The 16,217-nt window shown below is 70.0% G+C and carries 14 protein-coding genes; 9 read left to right on the top strand and 5 right to left on the bottom strand.

What is annotated here, in order from left to right:
* Positions 1-107: 107 nt before the first annotated feature.
* Positions 108-1,955, top strand: coding sequence for a glutamine--fructose-6-phosphate transaminase (isomerizing) (glmS, locus tag ACQHII_RS28950; RefSeq protein WP_427922025.1), 1,848 nt, complete (start codon positions 108-110; stop codon positions 1,953-1,955).
* Positions 1,956-1,990: 35 nt separating this feature from the next.
* Here glmS and ACQHII_RS28955 read toward each other — a convergent pair whose 3' ends face one another.
* From ACQHII_RS28955 to ACQHII_RS28965, 3 genes are all read right to left on the bottom strand, one after another.
* Entirely contained in the window at positions 1,991-2,761 is a 771-nt protein-coding gene (locus ACQHII_RS28955) for a DUF5995 family protein (protein WP_427922026.1), read from the bottom strand.
* A gap of 90 nt (positions 2,762-2,851) precedes the next feature.
* Positions 2,852-4,366, bottom strand: a complete 1,515-nt coding sequence (locus ACQHII_RS28960) for a ricin-type beta-trefoil lectin domain protein (RefSeq protein WP_427922027.1) — start codon at positions 4,364-4,366, stop codon at positions 2,852-2,854.
* 200 nt (positions 4,367-4,566) lie between these two features.
* Entirely contained in the window at positions 4,567-5,451 is an 885-nt protein-coding gene (locus ACQHII_RS28965; RefSeq protein ID WP_427925430.1) for an RNA polymerase sigma factor SigF, read from the bottom strand.
* A 282-nt stretch (positions 5,452-5,733) separates the two neighbouring features.
* Here ACQHII_RS28965 and ACQHII_RS28970 point away from each other — a divergent pair, with 282 nt between their 5' ends.
* From ACQHII_RS28970 to ACQHII_RS28995, 6 genes are all read left to right on the top strand, one after another.
* On the top strand, positions 5,734-6,105 hold the full coding sequence (locus ACQHII_RS28970) for an STAS domain-containing protein (RefSeq protein ID WP_427922028.1): 372 nt from the start codon (positions 5,734-5,736) through the stop codon (positions 6,103-6,105).
* A 169-nt stretch (positions 6,106-6,274) separates the two neighbouring features.
* Positions 6,275-6,802 carry an ATP-binding protein gene (locus ACQHII_RS28975; protein WP_427922029.1) on the top strand — a complete coding sequence of 176 codons (528 nt, stop codon included), beginning with the start codon at positions 6,275-6,277 and terminating at the stop codon, positions 6,800-6,802.
* Positions 6,803-6,963: 161 nt separating this feature from the next.
* Entirely contained in the window at positions 6,964-7,665 is a 702-nt protein-coding gene (locus ACQHII_RS28980; RefSeq protein WP_406459175.1) for an LPXTG cell wall anchor domain-containing protein, read from the top strand.
* 31 nt (positions 7,666-7,696) lie between these two features.
* Entirely contained in the window at positions 7,697-8,542 is an 846-nt protein-coding gene (locus tag ACQHII_RS28985; protein WP_427922030.1) for a hypothetical protein, read from the top strand.
* Positions 8,539-9,636 carry a hypothetical protein gene (locus ACQHII_RS28990; RefSeq protein ID WP_427922031.1) on the top strand — a complete coding sequence of 366 codons (1,098 nt, stop codon included), beginning with the start codon at positions 8,539-8,541 and terminating at the stop codon, positions 9,634-9,636. The genes ACQHII_RS28985 and ACQHII_RS28990 overlap by 4 nt, the downstream gene beginning before the upstream one ends.
* Positions 9,633-10,952, top strand: a complete 1,320-nt coding sequence (locus ACQHII_RS28995) for a hypothetical protein (RefSeq protein WP_427922032.1) — start codon at positions 9,633-9,635, stop codon at positions 10,950-10,952. The genes ACQHII_RS28990 and ACQHII_RS28995 overlap by 4 nt, the downstream gene beginning before the upstream one ends.
* A gap of 840 nt (positions 10,953-11,792) precedes the next feature.
* Here ACQHII_RS28995 and ACQHII_RS29000 read toward each other — a convergent pair.
* Entirely contained in the window at positions 11,793-13,289 is a 1,497-nt protein-coding gene (locus ACQHII_RS29000; protein WP_427922033.1) for an oligopeptide:H+ symporter, read from the bottom strand.
* A 332-nt stretch (positions 13,290-13,621) separates the two neighbouring features.
* On the opposite strand from ACQHII_RS29000, the gene ACQHII_RS29005 reads away from it, so the two are divergent.
* Entirely contained in the window at positions 13,622-14,299 is a 678-nt protein-coding gene (locus ACQHII_RS29005; RefSeq protein ID WP_174447603.1) for a response regulator transcription factor, read from the top strand.
* 6 nt (positions 14,300-14,305) lie between these two features.
* Positions 14,306-15,583: an ATP-binding protein gene (locus ACQHII_RS29010; RefSeq protein ID WP_427922034.1), complete on the top strand. Its 1,278-nt coding sequence runs from the start codon at positions 14,306-14,308 to the stop codon at positions 15,581-15,583.
* Between the two features lie 15 nt (positions 15,584-15,598).
* Here the strand turns inward: ACQHII_RS29010 and ACQHII_RS29015 are convergent, their stop codons facing one another.
* Positions 15,599-16,105 (bottom strand): GtrA family protein, encoded by a 507-nt coding sequence (locus ACQHII_RS29015; protein WP_427922035.1) that lies wholly within the window; start codon positions 16,103-16,105, stop codon positions 15,599-15,601.
* Positions 16,106-16,217: the final 112 nt, after the last annotated feature.

Genomic DNA, 16,217 nt, shown 5'->3' on the forward strand with positions numbered 1-16,217 from the left:
CCGGGTGTCCGGGAGCCGTAGCAGGCGCTTCCACCGGTGGCCGGAATTTCCGGAATCGGGCACGAAGTGCCGTGTTCGGGAGGGCTTCGGCGCCTAGGCTGCCGCGCATGTGCGGAATCGTGGGATACGTGGGGTCGCAGTCGGCGCTCGATGTGGTGATGGCCGGGCTGAAGCGGCTGGAGTACCGGGGTTACGACTCGTCGGGTGTCGCCGTGCTCGCGGACGGCGGGCTGGCGGCGGCGAAGCGGGCCGGGAAACTCGTCAATCTGGAGAAGGAACTGGTCGACCGGCCGCTGCCGGCGGGGTCGACCGGCATCGGACACACGCGCTGGGCCACGCACGGCGGTCCTACGGACGCCAACGCCCATCCGCACCTCGACAACGCGGGGCGGGTCGCCGTCGTCCACAACGGCATCATCGAGAACTTCGCCTGTCTGCGGGCCGAGCTGACCGAGCGCGGGCACGACCTCGCCTCCGACACGGACACCGAGGTGGTCGCGCATCTGCTGGCCGAGGAGTTCTCGGCGTGCGCGGACCTCGCGGAGGCGATGCGGCAGGTGAGCCGGCGGCTTGAGGGCGCGTTCACGCTGGTCGCGGTGCACGCCGATGAACCGGACGTGGTCGTCGGCGCGCGGCGCAACTCGCCGCTCGTGGTCGGTGTCGGCGAGGGTGAGGCCTTTCTCGCCTCCGACGTCGCCGCGTTCATCGCCCACACGCGGTCCGCGATCGAGCTGGGCCAGGACCAGGTGGTCGAGCTGCGCCGCGACGGCGTGACGGTCACCGGATTCGACGGCGCTCCCGCCGAGGTCCGCTCCTACCACGTCGACTGGGACGCCTCCGCCGCCGAGAAGGGCGGCTACGACTACTTCATGCTCAAGGAGATCGCCGAGCAGCCGAAGGCGGTCGCGGACACGCTGCTGGGCCGGATCGACGCGGCCGGCCTGCTCACGCTGGACGAAGTCCGCATCCCCGTCCACGAGCTGAGGGAGATCGACAAGGTCGTCATCGTCGCCTGCGGTACGGCCTTCCACGCCGGGCTGATCGCGAAGTACGCCATCGAGCACTGGACGCGGATCCCGTGCGAGGTGGAGCTGGCGAGCGAGTTCCGCTACCGGGACCCGATCCTGGGCGCGCGCTCCCTGGTCATCGCCATCTCGCAGTCCGGCGAGACGATGGACACGCTGATGGCGCTGCGGCACGCCCGTGAGCAGGGCTCGAAGGTCCTCGCCATCTGCAACACCAACGGGTCGACGATTCCCCGTGAGTCGGACGCGGTGCTGTACACGCACGCCGGCCCGGAGGTCGCCGTGGCGTCGACGAAGGCGTTCCTGACCCAGCTGGTGGCGTGCTACCTGGTCGCCCTCTACCTCGGCCAGGTGCGGGGCACCAAGTGGGGCGACGAGATCCAGGCCGTCATCCGCGACCTCTCGCAGATCTCCGGCGAGGTCGAACGGGTGCTGGAAACCATGGAGCCGGTACGGGAGTTGGCCCGGTCGGTGGCGTCGAAGAACACCGTGCTCTTCCTCGGCCGCCATGTCGGCTACCCCGTCGCTCTCGAAGGCGCCCTGAAACTCAAGGAGTTGGCGTACATGCACGCCGAGGGCTTCGCGGCGGGCGAGCTGAAGCACGGCCCGATCGCGCTGATCGAGGAGGGCATGCCGGTCGTGGTCGTCGTACCGTCCCCGCGCGGCCGCTCCGTCCTCCACGACAAGATCGTGTCCAACATCCAGGAGATCCGGGCGCGGGGCGCGATGACCATCGTGATCGCGGAGGAGGGCGACGAGACGGTCGTCCCGTACGCCGACCACCTGATCCGGATCCCCGCCACCCCCACCCTCCTCCAACCCCTCGTCGCCACCGTCCCCTTGCAGGTCTTCGCCTGCGAACTCGCCACGGCCCGCGGCAACGAGGTGGACCAGCCGCGGAACCTGGCGAAGTCGGTGACGGTGGAGTGAGCCGGTGCCGGTGACCGGGGTGCGGAAGGCGGGCCCTAACCCGCCTTCTGCATCGCGTTGTCCAGATGCGTGATGACCGCCGCCACGTCGTCGTTCTCCGTGTGGCGGATCAGTTCCAGGGCCGGGCGGACCAGGGCGCCCGGGCGGGCGATAAGGCGCGCCAGTACGGCGGCCCGGATGTCGAGGCGGTCGATGGTGGCCTCGCGTTCCTTTTCGTTCTGGCCGGACAGGACGACGGTGTTGTGCCACGCCTCCGCGCGGGACTGCACGATGCTGAAGTCGAGGATCTGCTCGTCGGTGCGGCCGCCGACCTTGTCCAGGAGCGACAGGAGCGGGGACACGGCGTCCACCGAGTCCTGCACCGCCAGGACCACCCGCGCGAGGATGTCGTTGATCAGCAGGTAGTCGTGCTGGAGGGCGTGGATGTCCGCGCCGGGGCTGGTCCGGGCGGCGGCGACCGCCAGGTCCAGGTTGATGTGCGCGTTCACGCCGAGGATCAGGTGCTGGACGATGACGGTGTCGCGGTCGTCCAGCAGTCCGAACGTCTCGCGCCAGCAGCGCGGTCCGCCGCGGTCGCGCAGCCAGGCGTCGTGGGCCTCGAAGTAGCGGTTGCCGAAGAGCGTGTCGAAACGGTCCATCCGGGGGCCGTCCTGGAACTGACCGGCGTGGATGGCCTTACGGATCTCGACGGTCACCTGCCGGTACAGGGCCGCGAAGTAGCCGATCCGGTCACCGGTGCGGGTCGCCTCCCGCACGATCTCCGCGAGCCCGTCCACCACTTCGTCGATGTTCTGTGCTGCCGCCATGCCCAACTCCCTTTACCGGAGCCACAGTTCGGACTGCCCAGTCTCACCGATACCGGCCGCTCCGGTACGGCTCACCCGCACATGCGTGCCTCACCCCGCCCGCCACCGCTGCTCCGCGCCCCCGGACAACGGCACCAGCGAGACCCCGTCCCCGTCGCCCGGGGCCATCCCCGTCAGGATCGCGATCGCCGGGCGGATCACCCCGTCCGGGTCCACCGTGAAGCTCAGGTTCTCGCCGTGACTCCCGTCCACCGAATCGCACTCCCAGATGCCGACCCCCTTGTCCACGGACCCCCGGCTGTCCAGGCACAGATCGGAGTCGGCGGACGACTGCACCACCCCGCGGGTCGCGTCCACGCGCCACAGCTGGGTGTCCGACGAGGTGCAGGGGGCCGTGATCACATCCGTGCCCTCCGTCAGGTCGCCGTCCCGGATGTCCAGGCACCGGCCCGTGGAGACGTTCACGACGCGGGCGTAGGTGCCGTTCGGCGCGTGGCTGGTCGGGGAGGGTGTGGGGGAGGGGCTCGGCTTCGAACTCCTGCTGGGGGATGGCGATTTGGAGGGTGACGGTGAGGGTGTCGGTGTCACCGGGACCGTTGCCGTCACCGTCACCTCCGACGGGGTCGACGGGACCGCCACCGTGGCCGCCGCCGCACCCGGACGCGGTGAGTCGCCCGGCCGCAACAGGAAGAACAGCAGCGGCACCAACGCCACGCCCAGCGCCGCCGAGGCCAGCACCAGCCGGCGCGCGGGCGACCAGGTCGAGGGCGCCCAGGTCGAGGGCGCCCAGGTCGCGGGAGTCCCAAGGGCGTTGCCCCTCGCCTCGGCGCGGGTCCGCAGCGCGTACGGCGCTCCGGACCACGGCAGCAGCCCCTCCGCCAGCGTCGCCCGCGGAGCGTCCCGCAGCGCCGTCAGTTCCTCGTACGCGCCCGTGCAGTGGGCGCAGTGCGCCATGTGGGCGTGCAGATCGGCGCTGTCGCGGGGGTTGTCGGGGCGTACCGACTCCTCGATCAGGCGCCGGAAGTCACCGCAGCGCGGGTCGTCGGAGGCGGCCAGGCGGGACTTCAGGCAGGCCTGGGCCATGGCCTGGAGGGCCCGTTCGGTGCCGTGGACGACGTCCTCGTGGGTGAGGCCGAGGTAGGCGGCGGTCACGGTCTCCGGTTCCCGCTCGACGACGCCGTACCAGACCAGGCCCTGGGTGCGGGCGGGGAGGGACTGGAAGGCCGGGAGCATGGTGGGCTTCGGGGCCGCCGTGTTCAGGAGCAGGAGGAGGCCGGAATCCAGGCCGGCCGAGCGGTCGTCCAGGGACCAGGAGGTGGCCACCCGCCCTGTCAGCAGCAGGAGTTGGTGCCGCCAGGGGACTCCCGGGTCCACCCCGCGTGCCGTCTCGCGGGCCGCGAGGGTGAACGCCTGCGCCGCCAACTGCCGTGCCGCAGGCTCACTGGTGGTGCACAGGCGGGCGTAGGACAGCACGGAGGGCTGGTGCCGGGCGCGGAGTTCCTGGAGCGCCGGGTAGACCGTGGACGTGCCGGCGCGCAGCAGTTCCGTGAGCCGCGCGTCGGAGGCGTCGGCGGGTGTGCCGCCGTACTCCTCGGAGTGAACCATTCACCCGCCTCCTCGCGCCCGTCCTGACGTACCAGCCAGTTTGTCGGGTGACCATAGTGGTGGAAGGAGACCGGTGGGGAAAGAGGTTTCTGTGGGTAACCCGGTAGTGCCGGAGCCCAGGGGAGTACCGGGGAACGCCTGAGCGCGGCACACGCACACGCGCGCCGCGCTCAGTGGCAGGCAGGGGGACGGGCCGAGGGCTACTCCTCGACCGTCAGGCCCTTCCGCAGCTTCACCAGCGTCCGCGACAGCAGCCGCGACACATGCATCTGCGAGATGCCCAGTTCGTCGCCGATCTCCGACTGCGTCATGTTGGCGACGAAGCGCAGGGAGAGGATCTGCCGGTCCCGCTGCGGGAGTTCGGCGATCAGCGGCTTCAACGACTCGACGTACTCGATGCCTTCGAGCCCGTGGTCCTCGTAGCCGATACGGTCCGCGAGCGCGCCCTCGGAGTCGTCCTCCTCCGGCTGGGCGTCAAGTGAGCTGGCGGTGTAGGCGTTTGACGCCGCCATGCCCTCGACGACCTCGTCGCGGGAGAGCTTCAGGCGCTCCGCCAGCTCGGCCACGGTGGGGGCGCGGTCGAGCTGCTGGGCCAGTTCGTCGCCGGCCTTGGCCAGGTCGAGCCGGAGTTCCTGGAGCCGTCGCGGGACGCGCACGGACCACGAGGTGTCGCGGAAGAAGCGCTTGATCTCACCGACGATGGTGGGCATCGCGAAGGTGGGGAACTCGACGCCGCGGCTGAGTTCGAAGCGGTCGATCGCCTTGATCAGGCCGATCGTGCCGACCTGGATGATGTCCTCCATCGGCTCGCTGCGCGAACGGAAGCGGGAGGCGGCGAACTTGACCAGCGCGAGGTTGAGTTCGACGAGCGTGTTGCGGACGTACGAGTAGGAGTGCGTGCCCTCTTCGAGGGACTCCAGCCGCTCGAAGAGCGTCTTGGACAGAGCGCGTGCGTCGACGGCTCCGATCTCGTCGTACGGGGGGATCTCGGGGAGTCCCTCGATGATGGGATTGGGATCCAGTTGTGCCGGTGGGGGTGTCGACGTCGCTGTCGGGGTAGGCGATGCGTCGAGCCGGGGTGACATGGTGTCCTCCATCGTTCTCGGCATATGGCTGCCGGAGCCGGTGCGTGCACTGCGGAGTGCGGCGCCTCCAAAGCCGGTCGTGTCGGTCGGTCGGACGGTCGTCATGCGAATGTCCAAAAGTGTGTCTCTACTAGCCCTACCCGTTTTCCGGAGCCCGCCGCAAGTGCGCTGTGTACCCATATGTCCACTTGTGGGCGGTTGTTCGGGTGTCGGAGAGTGTGAGGAAGGCGTAGTGTTCCAGGGCGAACGTCAACAGCCACGACCTCGGGAGAGAGAGACGGCATGGACCGCGGGACGGTCGGCAGCGCACAGTCTGGCCGGCTTCTGGTCGAGGTGCGGAAACAGGGCCTCAGCGCCGTCGTGACACCGGCGGGTGAGTTGGATCACCACACCGCCGATCTGTTGCGCGAACCGCTGGACGAGCTGCTCGCCCATGGGCACGCACGGCTCGTCGTGGACTGCTCACGCCTGGAGTTCTGCGACTCCACGGGCCTGAACGTACTGCTCGGCGCACGCCTGAAGGCGGAGGCCGCGGACGGCGGAGTGCACCTCGCGGGGATGAAGCCCGCGGTGGCGCGCGTATTCGAGATCACGGGGGCGGATGCGGTCTTCACCGTCCACGACACCCTTGAGGCCGCCCTCGCCGACGAATAAGGGGTGTTTTGCCGGTTCGCCCGGGCAGGAGAACCTCTGAACCTGTCGGCGACCGGAGCGACGAAAACACCCCCGACCCACGTACTAGTGACTGTTGAACACGTACCGACCCTTGAACACGTACCGACTCTTGACTCGTGAACCGGTGAATCGGTGAGGTGAAGCGCTGATGAGCACCACCCGGCCCTACCCGCCGGGCGACCGCCCGGAGCCCGGTGGCGCTACGGGGGCGCCCGCGGGGGGCGCTTCCGTGCCGTCCGCCGGGGACGACGCCGAACCGGCCGCCGGCCGGCTCACCCGCAGACTCGGGTTCGCGGGGGAGAGCGGGGTCGTCCCGCTCGCCCGCGACTTCGCCCGCCAGGCCCTCTACGCCTGGGGCTGGCTGCCCGCCGAGAGCGCCGACCGCCGTGCCGCCGCCGAGGACGTGCTCCTCGTCGTCTCCGAGCTCGTCACCAACGCCTGTCTGCACGCCGAAGGGCCGGACGAGATGTGGATCACCTGCGAGAACAAGGTGATCCGGGTCGAGGTCTCCGACCGCGGCACCGGCCAGCCCGCCCCCAGAACCCCGCACCGCGCCGGCCGCCCCGGCGGCCACGGCATGTTCATCGTGCAGCGGCTGTGCCTGGACTGGGGGGTCGTACGGACTCCGGGCGTCACCGGAAAGACCGTGTGGGCGGAGCTCGGAGCACCGGCCTAGCGCGGGCCCGGCGCCGACGGGAGCTCTACAAGAAAATCGTTTCCCCGACAACTGACGCACGCCGGATCGTCACAACTCCGGCGTGCGCTTTGCCTTCCCTCCTCACGACCCCGGGCGTACCTTGACGGCCGATCTGATGTGCCGTCAGGAATGAGGGGACCGTGTCGTACCAGAAACGAACCGCAGCGCTCGCGTCCGTCGCGGCCCTGGCCGGCTCGGCGGTATTCATGGCCGCCCCCGCAGCCCGGGCCGACGTGGTCGACGTCAACTACAAGTGCCAGACACCGATCGGCGTCAAGACCGCCGTCTCGCCCATCGACATCAAGGGCGTCAAGAGCGGCAGCGGCTACAAGCTCACCATGTCCTGGCAGAAGGGCGTCTCCTCCAGCCCCGTCGAACTCGGCAAGGGCGCCATGAGCCCGAGCGCCACCATCAAGGTGGGCGGCGCCGACAGCGGCACCGTCTCCGTGTCGGGCCCCGCCAACGCCGCCGCGATCCCCGCCAACACCCCCATCAAAATCAACGACTTGACCGGCACGTACACCCCGAAGGCCAGCGGCAAGGTCACCTTCACGGCGGCCATTCTCACCATCAAGGCCCTCGGTACGACGACCACCTGCACGCCCACCAACAGCCCCGGCCCGTCTCTGACGCTCGACGTCACAGCGGCGAGCGGGTCGTCGGGATCCAGCGGCTCGACGGGCAGCGACACCGGTACGGACTCCGGCGGCACGCTCCCCAAGACCGGCCCCGACGACTCGGTCATCGCCCTCGGCACGCTCGGCGGCACCGTGCTGCTCGCCGGCGCGGCGGGCACCCTGTGGCTGACCCGGCGCAACCAGACGGCCCGCGCCCGCCGTTGACAGCCCCCGCACGTCCGCCGTGGAGCCGCCCATGCTGTCGACCGCCCGCGTCCTGTGCCTGTCCCTCCTCGCCGTGCTGAGCGCCGCGCCCACCGCGACGGCCGCCGACGGCTGGTCCCTCGCGCCCGCGGGCGGCGGACGTCCGGCCTGCTACGCCGAGGGCGAGCCCGGCACGACCCTCCAGGACGCGGTGTCCGTGACCAACCCCACCACCCGGCCGGTCACCGTACGACTGCGCGGCACGGGCGTCCCGATCACCTTCGCCGCCACGGCAGTTCGCGTACCCGCCCGCACCCGCGCCGACATCCCGTTCACGGTGAACGTCCCCGCCACCGCCGCACCCGGCGACCGCACCGGCACGATCGCGGCCCGCGACCCGGACGGCCGCGAGGCGACGGTACGACTCCAACTCCACGTCGACGGCCCGGCGTTGACCGCACTGACCGTCGAACACCTCGCCGTCCACGGCGACCGCATCACCTACGACCTGGTCAACCGCGGCACCACACCCCTCACCCCGAGCCTCGCCGTCCACGCCACCGGCGTCCTCGGCACCCGCCTCGACCGCGCCCCGCACACCCTCCCCGTCCGACTCGCGCCAGGCCGCCGCCTGAAACTCACCGAACCCTGGCACCACCCCGCCCTCGACGCGGTCGACATCCGCCTCACGGTCACGGCGGAGGGCGGCGCCCACGACACGGCCGAGACATCGGCACGCTTCGTGCCATGGACCGGCGCGGCGGCGGGGACCGCGGGTGCCCTGACGGCCGGGGGCGCGCTGTTTCTCGTACGACGCCGGCGGCGCCGTAGGGACGACGACGGTCGCGCGGCCGAACACCCGCGCACGGAAGCCGAGTTGACGGGAGCGGTGATGTGAGCGGCAAGGTGCGGATCTCGGCGCTGGTGGCGGTGCTCGCACTGCTTCTGCTGCCGCCGGCGGGGGCGACACCGGCCGCGGCGGCCGACGGACCGAAGGTGACGCTCTCCAAGCCACAGGCGGGGACCGGCGGTTCGATCACCGTCTCCGGCAGCGGCTGGCGGACGCACGCCCTGCTCATGGTGCTGATCTGCGGGCAGGCCACGCCCGCGCGCGGGGTGATCGGCGGCACCAACTCCTGCGCCAACGCGGACGGCCGGGCCGTCACGACCGACGCCAAGGGCGTCTTCAGCAAGAAACTGCCGGTCTCCGAACCGCCGGTGCCCTGCCCGTGCGTGGTGCATGTGGCGACCGTGACCGGGGCGAGCGCGTCGGCGGACGCCGTCTTCCAGGTGGCGGGCCACGCGGTCGAACCACTGCCCGCCGAACCGTCGACCGGACGGCTGTCGGTCCTCTCCGACACCCGCCTCGACGGTTCCAGCGGGCTGCTGACCTGGTTCGGGGCACCGGCGTCCCGCACACTCGTCTTCACCGTCGGCAACGCCGGCTCGTCCCCCGTCAAGAACCCCGTGTTCCAAGTTGGCACCTCCCACGGGGTGTTCGCACCGCAGTGGGACGACCAGCAGTTCAGCGGCACGATCGCGCCCGGCGGCAGGGCGGAGATCAAACTCCCGGTCGAACTCTCGGCCGGGGCGCACGGCGACTACAGCGTCTCCCTCAAGTACGGCGGCCGGGTGCTCGCCGAGGAGCCGTGGGGCGTGGGCCGCCCCTGGGGCGTGACCCTGTTCTGGATCCTGCTCTGCGTGGTCGTACCGGCGGCGGTGTTCCGCGTCGGCATGGCCGTGGTGGACCGGATACGGCCGCGCAAGGCGGGCCGCAGCAAGGGCCCGGCCCGGCACCGGGGCCTGCACATGCCTGTCCAACTCACCCTGCGCATGCCGAAGATCGGCACGCCGGCTGCCGCGCAGCAGACAACTCCTCAGACTTCGACCTTGCCGTGGTTCACCCCGGACTCCGATCCGGGCACGGCCGGCCGGCTCTCCGCACCGCACGACGACAGTCCGACGACTCCCACCAGGAAGGGACCCACGTGAGCAAGCGAAGGAGAGTCATACCGGCCGGCGGAGGCGGTGTACGGAGAGCGGGCGCGGCGACGTTCGCGCTGGTCCTCGGCGGCGCCTGCCTCGTGCTCGGCCTGACCGCCGGGACCGCGCAGGCCGCCGAGGTTTCCTACGCCACCCACTGTGTGCCGCCCGCGGGGGTCGCCGACCCGGTCGACGGCACCACCAAGGTCGAGATCACCGCCCCCACCACGGCGAAGGTCGGCGACACCGTCGACATCACCTGGAAGTTCGTGCAGGCGGCGTCCAAGAACCCGGACATCATCGTCATCGGCGAGAACCAGGTCCAGCCGTCCGGCACGCTCAAGGCGGCCGGTGCCCAGACCGCCGACATCGCCATGCAGGGGCCGCGCAAGAACCCGGAGATCCCCAAGGGCGGCGACATGGTGCTGTCCGACATGACCGGCACGCTGAAACTGACGTCGCCCGGTGAGGTGACGCTCACGCCGGACGCGTACACGGTCAACGCGTACGGGACGAACACCGTGTGCACGCCGACGGCCACGGTGCCGAAGGCGGCGACCATCGAGGTGACCGGTACCGGTTCGAGCGAGTCGGCGAGCCCGTCGGACAGCACCTCGGCCTCGGCGTCCCCCTCGGACTCGGCTTCGGAGTCGGCCTCCGCGTCCACGTCGGCCTCGGCCTCGGCTTCGGCGTCCGACGGCACAGGTAGCGGCCAGACCGACTTCACCGGCAAAGAGGTCTCCGTCCCGTACGCGTGCAAGACGCCGATCGGTGACAAGAGCGCGACCTCGCCCGTGCAGATCAACGCCAAGAAGGACGGCGGGAGTTACGACCTCACCGTGCAGTTCAACGGCTCCGTGATGGACAGCCCCGCCGACATCCCGGCGAACTCCGTCAGCCCCTCGATGGAGGTGGTCCTCGGCGGCGCGGACAAGGGCACCGTGCACGTGGAGGGACCGACGAACTCCTCCGCCATCAAGTCCGGCGACCCGATCGAGATCCCCGACCTGACCGGAACGTACAAGCCCGGCGCGAGCGGTACGTCGACGCTGGCTCCCGGAGTTCTGACGGTCAAGGCCCTCGGTACGACGACCACCTGCACGCCGACCAAGTCCGAAGTCTCCCTGACCCTGGACACCACGGAGCAGGCGAGCGGCGCGTCCGGCAGTACGTCGTCGTCATCCACCTCGACCTCCGGCGGCCTGGCGGAGACCGGCTCCGACAGCCATGGCGGTCTCAAGGCGCTCGGCCTTGTGTCCGGTACGGCGATTCTGTTGGGTGTGGCGGTGTTCACGTTCCTGCCTGGGCGGAGGCGGCTGCGGTAGACAAGTGCTGGTTGGCCACTCGCTTCTTGTCAGTGTCGGGCTTCCGCGGACCGAGTAAAGGGCGCTGCGCTGCGCTCCGCGTCGGCTTCGCCGATGGCCCTGCGGGCCACCCTTGACTAGGTCCGCTCCAGCCCGTTTGAGAAGCGAGCGAGTGGCCGGGAGGAGTGGGGGGCCGGGGCATGCCGGCCCTTACGTGGGCTGCGTTGTGGGCCGGTGTTACGGGGCGCGTTCGCGTCTCGCCTGCACGCCGGGCTGGCTTAGCGGCCAACCGTCGGGTGGGGCTTCCGGGACCGGCGGGGGAGGGGATGGGGGGTGCTGGAGGCTGGGGGTAAAGCTAACCACTGATGTGCGCCGTGACTGGTTAGAAATGGCCCCGGCTTCCAGGGAGGACAGGTCTGGATGGGGCGGGGACTGGGGGGATGTGACACCCGTCGGTCCCCGACCGACTGCCGCATTTCTGCTTTCTGCGGACCGCCGCACCCCGGCCACGCAGCCCAGCCCAGGACGGACCGGTCCGGAGTCGTCTGTTGTCTGGGGAGGTTCCCGCCGGGCGTTGGCCGCTGAGCCCGCCCGGCGTGCTGGCGAGACGCAGACGCGCCCCGTAACTCTGGCCCGCAACGCAGCCGACGTAAGGGGCCGAGTTACCTCGGCCCCTCATTCCTCCGGGCCACTCGCTCGCTTCTCAAACGGGCTGGAGCGGACCTAGTCAAGGGTGGCCCGCAGGGCCATCGCCGTAGGCGACGCGAAGCGCCCTTTACTCGGTCCGTGGAAGCCCGACACTGGCAAAGAAGCGAGTGGCCCAACGGCACCGTCAAAACGCCGGCAGCATGAACACCGGTGTCAGTGCACATCCCCCATGAGCTCCCGCACCTTCTTCCGGTACATCCACACCGCCGCGCCGGCGAGCACCGCAAGAACGGCCTGCAACGCGACGATGCCGGTCTTGTTCAGGTCCACTCCGGCGATCGACAGCAGACCCGTCGTCGCGTCGCCCGCCGTGACCGCGAGGAACCAGACGCCCATCATCTGGGAGGCGTACTTGGCCGGAGCCATCTTCGTGGTGACGGAGAGGCCGACGGGGGAGAGGGTCAACTCGCCGACCGTCTGGACGAAGTAGATCGCCACGAGCCACATCGCCGCCGCCTTGTGACCGCCGTCGGCGATCGCGAGCGGGGCGAGGAAGAGGAAGAAGGACGCGCCGATGAGGATGAGGCCCATCGCGAACTTCGTGGCCGTGCTCGGCTCCTTGCCGCGGCGGGCGAGGGCCAGCCAGGCCCAGGCGAAGACCGGGGCGAGGGCCATGATGAGGACGGGGTTGACCGACTGGTACCAGGAGACGGGGAAGTCCCAGCCGAACACGGTGTTCTTGGCGGAGGAGTCGGCGAACAGGGACACGGTCGAGCCGCCCTGGTCGTAGATCATCCAGAACACGGCCGCGGCGACGAAGAACCAGATGTACGCGGACATCTTCGACTGGTCGGCGCGGTCGAGGGTCTTGTCGCGCTTGATACGGGCGATGACCAGGACCGGGATGAGCAGACCGGCGACGGTGATCGGGACGAGCAGCCAGTTCAGCGTGTAGTGGCCGGAGAGGCCGACGACCGCGTAGAAGACGATCGCGACGGCTGCCCAGAGAGCCGACTTGCGCAGGGTGGCGGCCTTCTCCTCGGCGGACAGCGGCGTGGGGACGACGTCCGAGCGGGAGCTGAGGTGGCGGGTGCCGAGCAGGTACTGGGCGAGGCCCAGCGCCATGCCGACCGCGGCGAGCGCGAAGCCGAGGTGCCAGTTGACGTTCTCGCCGACGGTGCCGATGACCAGCGGTGCGGCGAACGCGCCGAGGTTGATGCCGATGTAGAAGAGCGTGAAGCCGCCGTCGCGGCGCGGGTCGTCGGGGCCCTCGTAGAGGTGGCCGACCATCGTGGAGATGTTGGCCTTGAGGAGACCCGAGCCGATCGCGACCAGGCCGAGGCCCGCGAAGAATGTGCCCGAGGTGGGGAGCGCGAGCGTGAGGTGGCCGAGCATGATGATCACGCCGGCGACCGCGACGGTCTTGCGGGGGCCGAGGACCCGGTCCGCGAACCAGCCGCCGGGCAGGGCGAGCAGGTACACGAGGGACAGGTACACCGAGTAGATCGCGGTAGCGGTGGCCGCGCTCAGGTGGAGGCCGCCGGGGGCGACCAGGTACAGGGGAAGCAGGGCCCTCATGCCGTAGTAGGAGAAGCGCTCCCACATCTCGGTCATGAAGAGTGTGGCCAGTCCGCGGGGGTGGCCGAAGAAGGTCTTCTCGGAACCGGGGGTGCCCGGAGTCACCGAGTCCTTCGTCAGGCTGGACGCCATGGTCGATCCTTGCTGGTCGGGCCTTGTTGGCCGGGGGCCGCACACAAAAAAGACCTTCAGCAGTAAATGCTCGCCAAAGGTCCCCGGTGTCACTACAAGCGGTCAGGTCACCATACGGCAGGACAGTGCCGGATATGGAAGGACTTGAGACACGGATCACAGGAAGAAGTGGAACCGCGAGCACTGATTCGAAGGTGGATATCAGGATGACATCCCACAGGCACAGGTTCCGACCACATCCTTCACCGGAGCACACCCGACTTGCCCGAAGGTAAGAATCACTCGTGACGATCACACCCCGACTGCTGTCCGAGGCGGACTACCATCACCTCATGACCCGTGTACTGCTCGCCGAGGACGACGCGTCCATCTCGGAGCCGCTGGCCCGCGCTTTGCGACGGGAAGGTTACGAGGTCGAGGTGCGCGAGGACGGACCGACAGCCCTCGATGCCGGCATCCAGGGCGGCATCGACCTGTGTGTCCTGGACCTGGGCCTGCCCGGCATGGACGGCCTGGAAGTGGCCCGCCGACTGCGCGCCGAGGGCCACACCGTCCCGATCCTCATCCTGACCGCGCGCGCCGACGAGGTGGACACCGTCGTGGGCCTCGACGCGGGCGCCGACGACTACGTCACCAAACCCTTCCGGCTCGCCGAACTGCTCGCCCGTGTCCGGGCCCTGCTGCGGCGCGGCGCCGCGGAGCCGGCACAGCCGCCGGCCACGCACGGCGTCCGTATCGACGTCGAGTCGCACCGCGCGTGGATGGGCGACGAGGAACTCCAGCTCACCGCCAAGGAGTTCGACCTGCTGCGTGTTCTCGTGCGGGACGCGGGGCGGGTGGTGACCCGTGACCAGTTGATGCGCGAGGTCTGGGACACCACCTGGTGGTCGTCCACCAAGACCCTGGACATGCACATCTCCTGGCTGCGCAAGAAGCTCGGTGACGATGCGGCGAATCCTCGGTACATCGCCACCGTGCGTGGTGTGGGTTTCCGGTTCGAGAAGAGCTAGCAGCCCGTGCGTCGTCGGCTCATCCAGTCCACGCTCGCCGTGGTGCTCGTGGTCATCGCCGTGTTCGGGGTGTCCCTCGTCATCGTCGAGACGCGCACGATCAGCAACAGTGCCCAGGAACGGGTGGATTCGGAGGCGCTCCGGCTGGCCAGCATCGTGGACAGCCGGATCCTCGGCGCGGAGATCGTCGACTCGGAGGTGCTGCGCACCCAGGTCACGGAGGATCGCTACGCCGTGATCCGCATCCCGGGCGACCCGGCGATCGAGGTCGGCACCAAGCCGACGGGTGACGTCATCCACTCCACCGCCAAGGGCGAGGAGGGCGAGACGGTCACCGTCGTGGAGCCGCGCTCGAACGTCACCCGCGAGGTCGGGCGGACGCTGCTCATCATCGGCGCCGTGGCGCTGCTCGCCGTCGTGGCCGCCGTACTGCTCGCGGTACGGCAGGCCAACCGGCTCGCCTCGCCGCTCACCGACCTCGCGGAGACCGCGGAGCGGCTGGGGTCGGGTGACCCGCGGCCCCGGCACAAGCGGTACAGCGTGCCGGAGCTGGACCGGGTCGCCGATGTCCTCGACTCCTCCGCCGAGCGCATCGCCCGCATGCTCACCGCCGAGCGCAGGCTCGCCGCCGACGCCTCGCACCAGTTGCGTACGCCGCTGACCGCGCTGTCCATGCGGCTTGAGGAGATCACCCTCACGGACGACCCGGACACGGTGAAGGAGGAGGCGACGATCGCGCTGACGCAGGTCGAGCGGCTCACCGATGTCGTGGAGCGGCTGCTGACCAACGCGCGCGACCCCCGTACCGGCTCCGCCGTCTCCTTCGACCTCGACGAGGTCATCCAGCAGCAGCTCGCCGAGTGGCGCCCCGCCTACCGCAGCTCCGGCCGCGCGATCGTCAGCTCGGGCAAGCGGCATCTCCAGGCCGTCGGCACTCCGGGGGCCGTGGCCCAGGTGCTGGCCGCGCTGATCGAGAACTCGCTCATGCACGGCGGCGGTACGGTCGCCCTGCGCACCCGCGTCACCGGCAACCAGGCCGTCGTGGAGGTCACGGACGAGGGGCCGGGGGTTCCGACCGATCTCGGTGCGCGGATCTTCGAGCGGACGATCAGCGGCCGCAACTCCACGGGGATCGGCCTGGCGGTCGCGCGTGACCTCGCGGAGGCGGACGGCGGCCGGCTGGAGATGTTGCAGGCGCAGCCCCCGGTGTTCGGCCTGTTCCTGTCGCGCACGCCGCCGACGAAGCGGCTGCCGGCGGACGAGGAAGAGCCCACGGTCCGCTGAGGAGCGGACTCCGGTTCAGCTCACGCGCTGCTTGGGGCGGGGCAGCGGCTGCGACGGCTTAGGGAAGGTCTCGGCCTCCAACACCGCTTCCTCGGCCGGCAGCGCCTTGAACACCCAGGTGCGGTACGACCAGAAGCGGAACAGCGTCGCGATGCCGATGCCGAGCACCTTGAAGACGTTGCGCTGGAGCGAGCTGTCCCAGCCGAAGCCGTAGATCGCCGCGAACAGGACGCCGTTCTCGATGACCAGGCCGACCAGGCTGAACGCCAGGAACAGGGTGAGTTCCTTGGTGCGGGCGCTCTTGTCGCGGTCACGGTAGGTGAAGTACCGGAAGCCGATGTAGTTGCACCCGATCGCGACGATCGTCGCGATCACATTGGCGCGCACGGCCTGGAGGCTGGTGAGGTGCCACAGCAGGTTGGAGACCGCGAAGTTCACCACGGTGCCCACCACGCCCACCGCGCCGAACTTGGCGACCTCGCGCGCGAGCCGTTTGAAAGGCCCTTCGGAACCACGTTCCATGGGTGTGCAGGCCCCTGTCATCTCGGATGTCATCGCGGATTCGTCGACCCAGCCATGCTAACCATCGCTTTCCCCTGCCGCCCGTGAAGCGGCTCACAGGTCGGGAAGAGAC

Source organism: Streptomyces sp. cg40 (assembly GCF_050320165.1).
GTDB lineage: Bacteria > Actinomycetota > Actinomycetes > Streptomycetales > Streptomycetaceae > Streptomyces > Streptomyces hokutonensis.

What these genes read in the sequence shown, in the direction of transcription:
- ACQHII_RS28970 (WP_427922028.1), top strand. Translation starts at nt 5,734, where the DNA reads ATGGACCGCGGGACGGTCGGCAGCGCACAGTCTGGCCGGCTTCTGGTC.
- ACQHII_RS29015 (WP_427922035.1), bottom strand. Translation starts at nt 16,105, where the DNA reads ATGGAACGTGGTTCCGAAGGGCCTTTCAAACGGCTCGCGCGCGAGGTC.
- glmS (WP_427922025.1), top strand. Translation starts at nt 108, where the DNA reads ATGTGCGGAATCGTGGGATACGTGGGGTCGCAGTCGGCGCTCGATGTG.
- ACQHII_RS28985 (WP_427922030.1), top strand. Translation starts at nt 7,697, where the DNA reads ATGCTGTCGACCGCCCGCGTCCTGTGCCTGTCCCTCCTCGCCGTGCTG.
- ACQHII_RS28960 (WP_427922027.1), bottom strand. Translation starts at nt 4,366, where the DNA reads ATGGTTCACTCCGAGGAGTACGGCGGCACACCCGCCGACGCCTCCGAC.
- ACQHII_RS28965 (WP_427925430.1), bottom strand. Translation starts at nt 5,451, where the DNA reads ATGTCACCCCGGCTCGACGCATCGCCTACCCCGACAGCGACGTCGACA.
- ACQHII_RS29000 (WP_427922033.1), bottom strand. Translation starts at nt 13,289, where the DNA reads ATGGCGTCCAGCCTGACGAAGGACTCGGTGACTCCGGGCACCCCCGGT.
- ACQHII_RS29005 (WP_174447603.1), top strand. Translation starts at nt 13,622, where the DNA reads ATGACCCGTGTACTGCTCGCCGAGGACGACGCGTCCATCTCGGAGCCG.
- ACQHII_RS28955 (WP_427922026.1), bottom strand. Translation starts at nt 2,761, where the DNA reads ATGGCGGCAGCACAGAACATCGACGAAGTGGTGGACGGGCTCGCGGAG.
- ACQHII_RS28975 (WP_427922029.1), top strand. Translation starts at nt 6,275, where the DNA reads ATGAGCACCACCCGGCCCTACCCGCCGGGCGACCGCCCGGAGCCCGGT.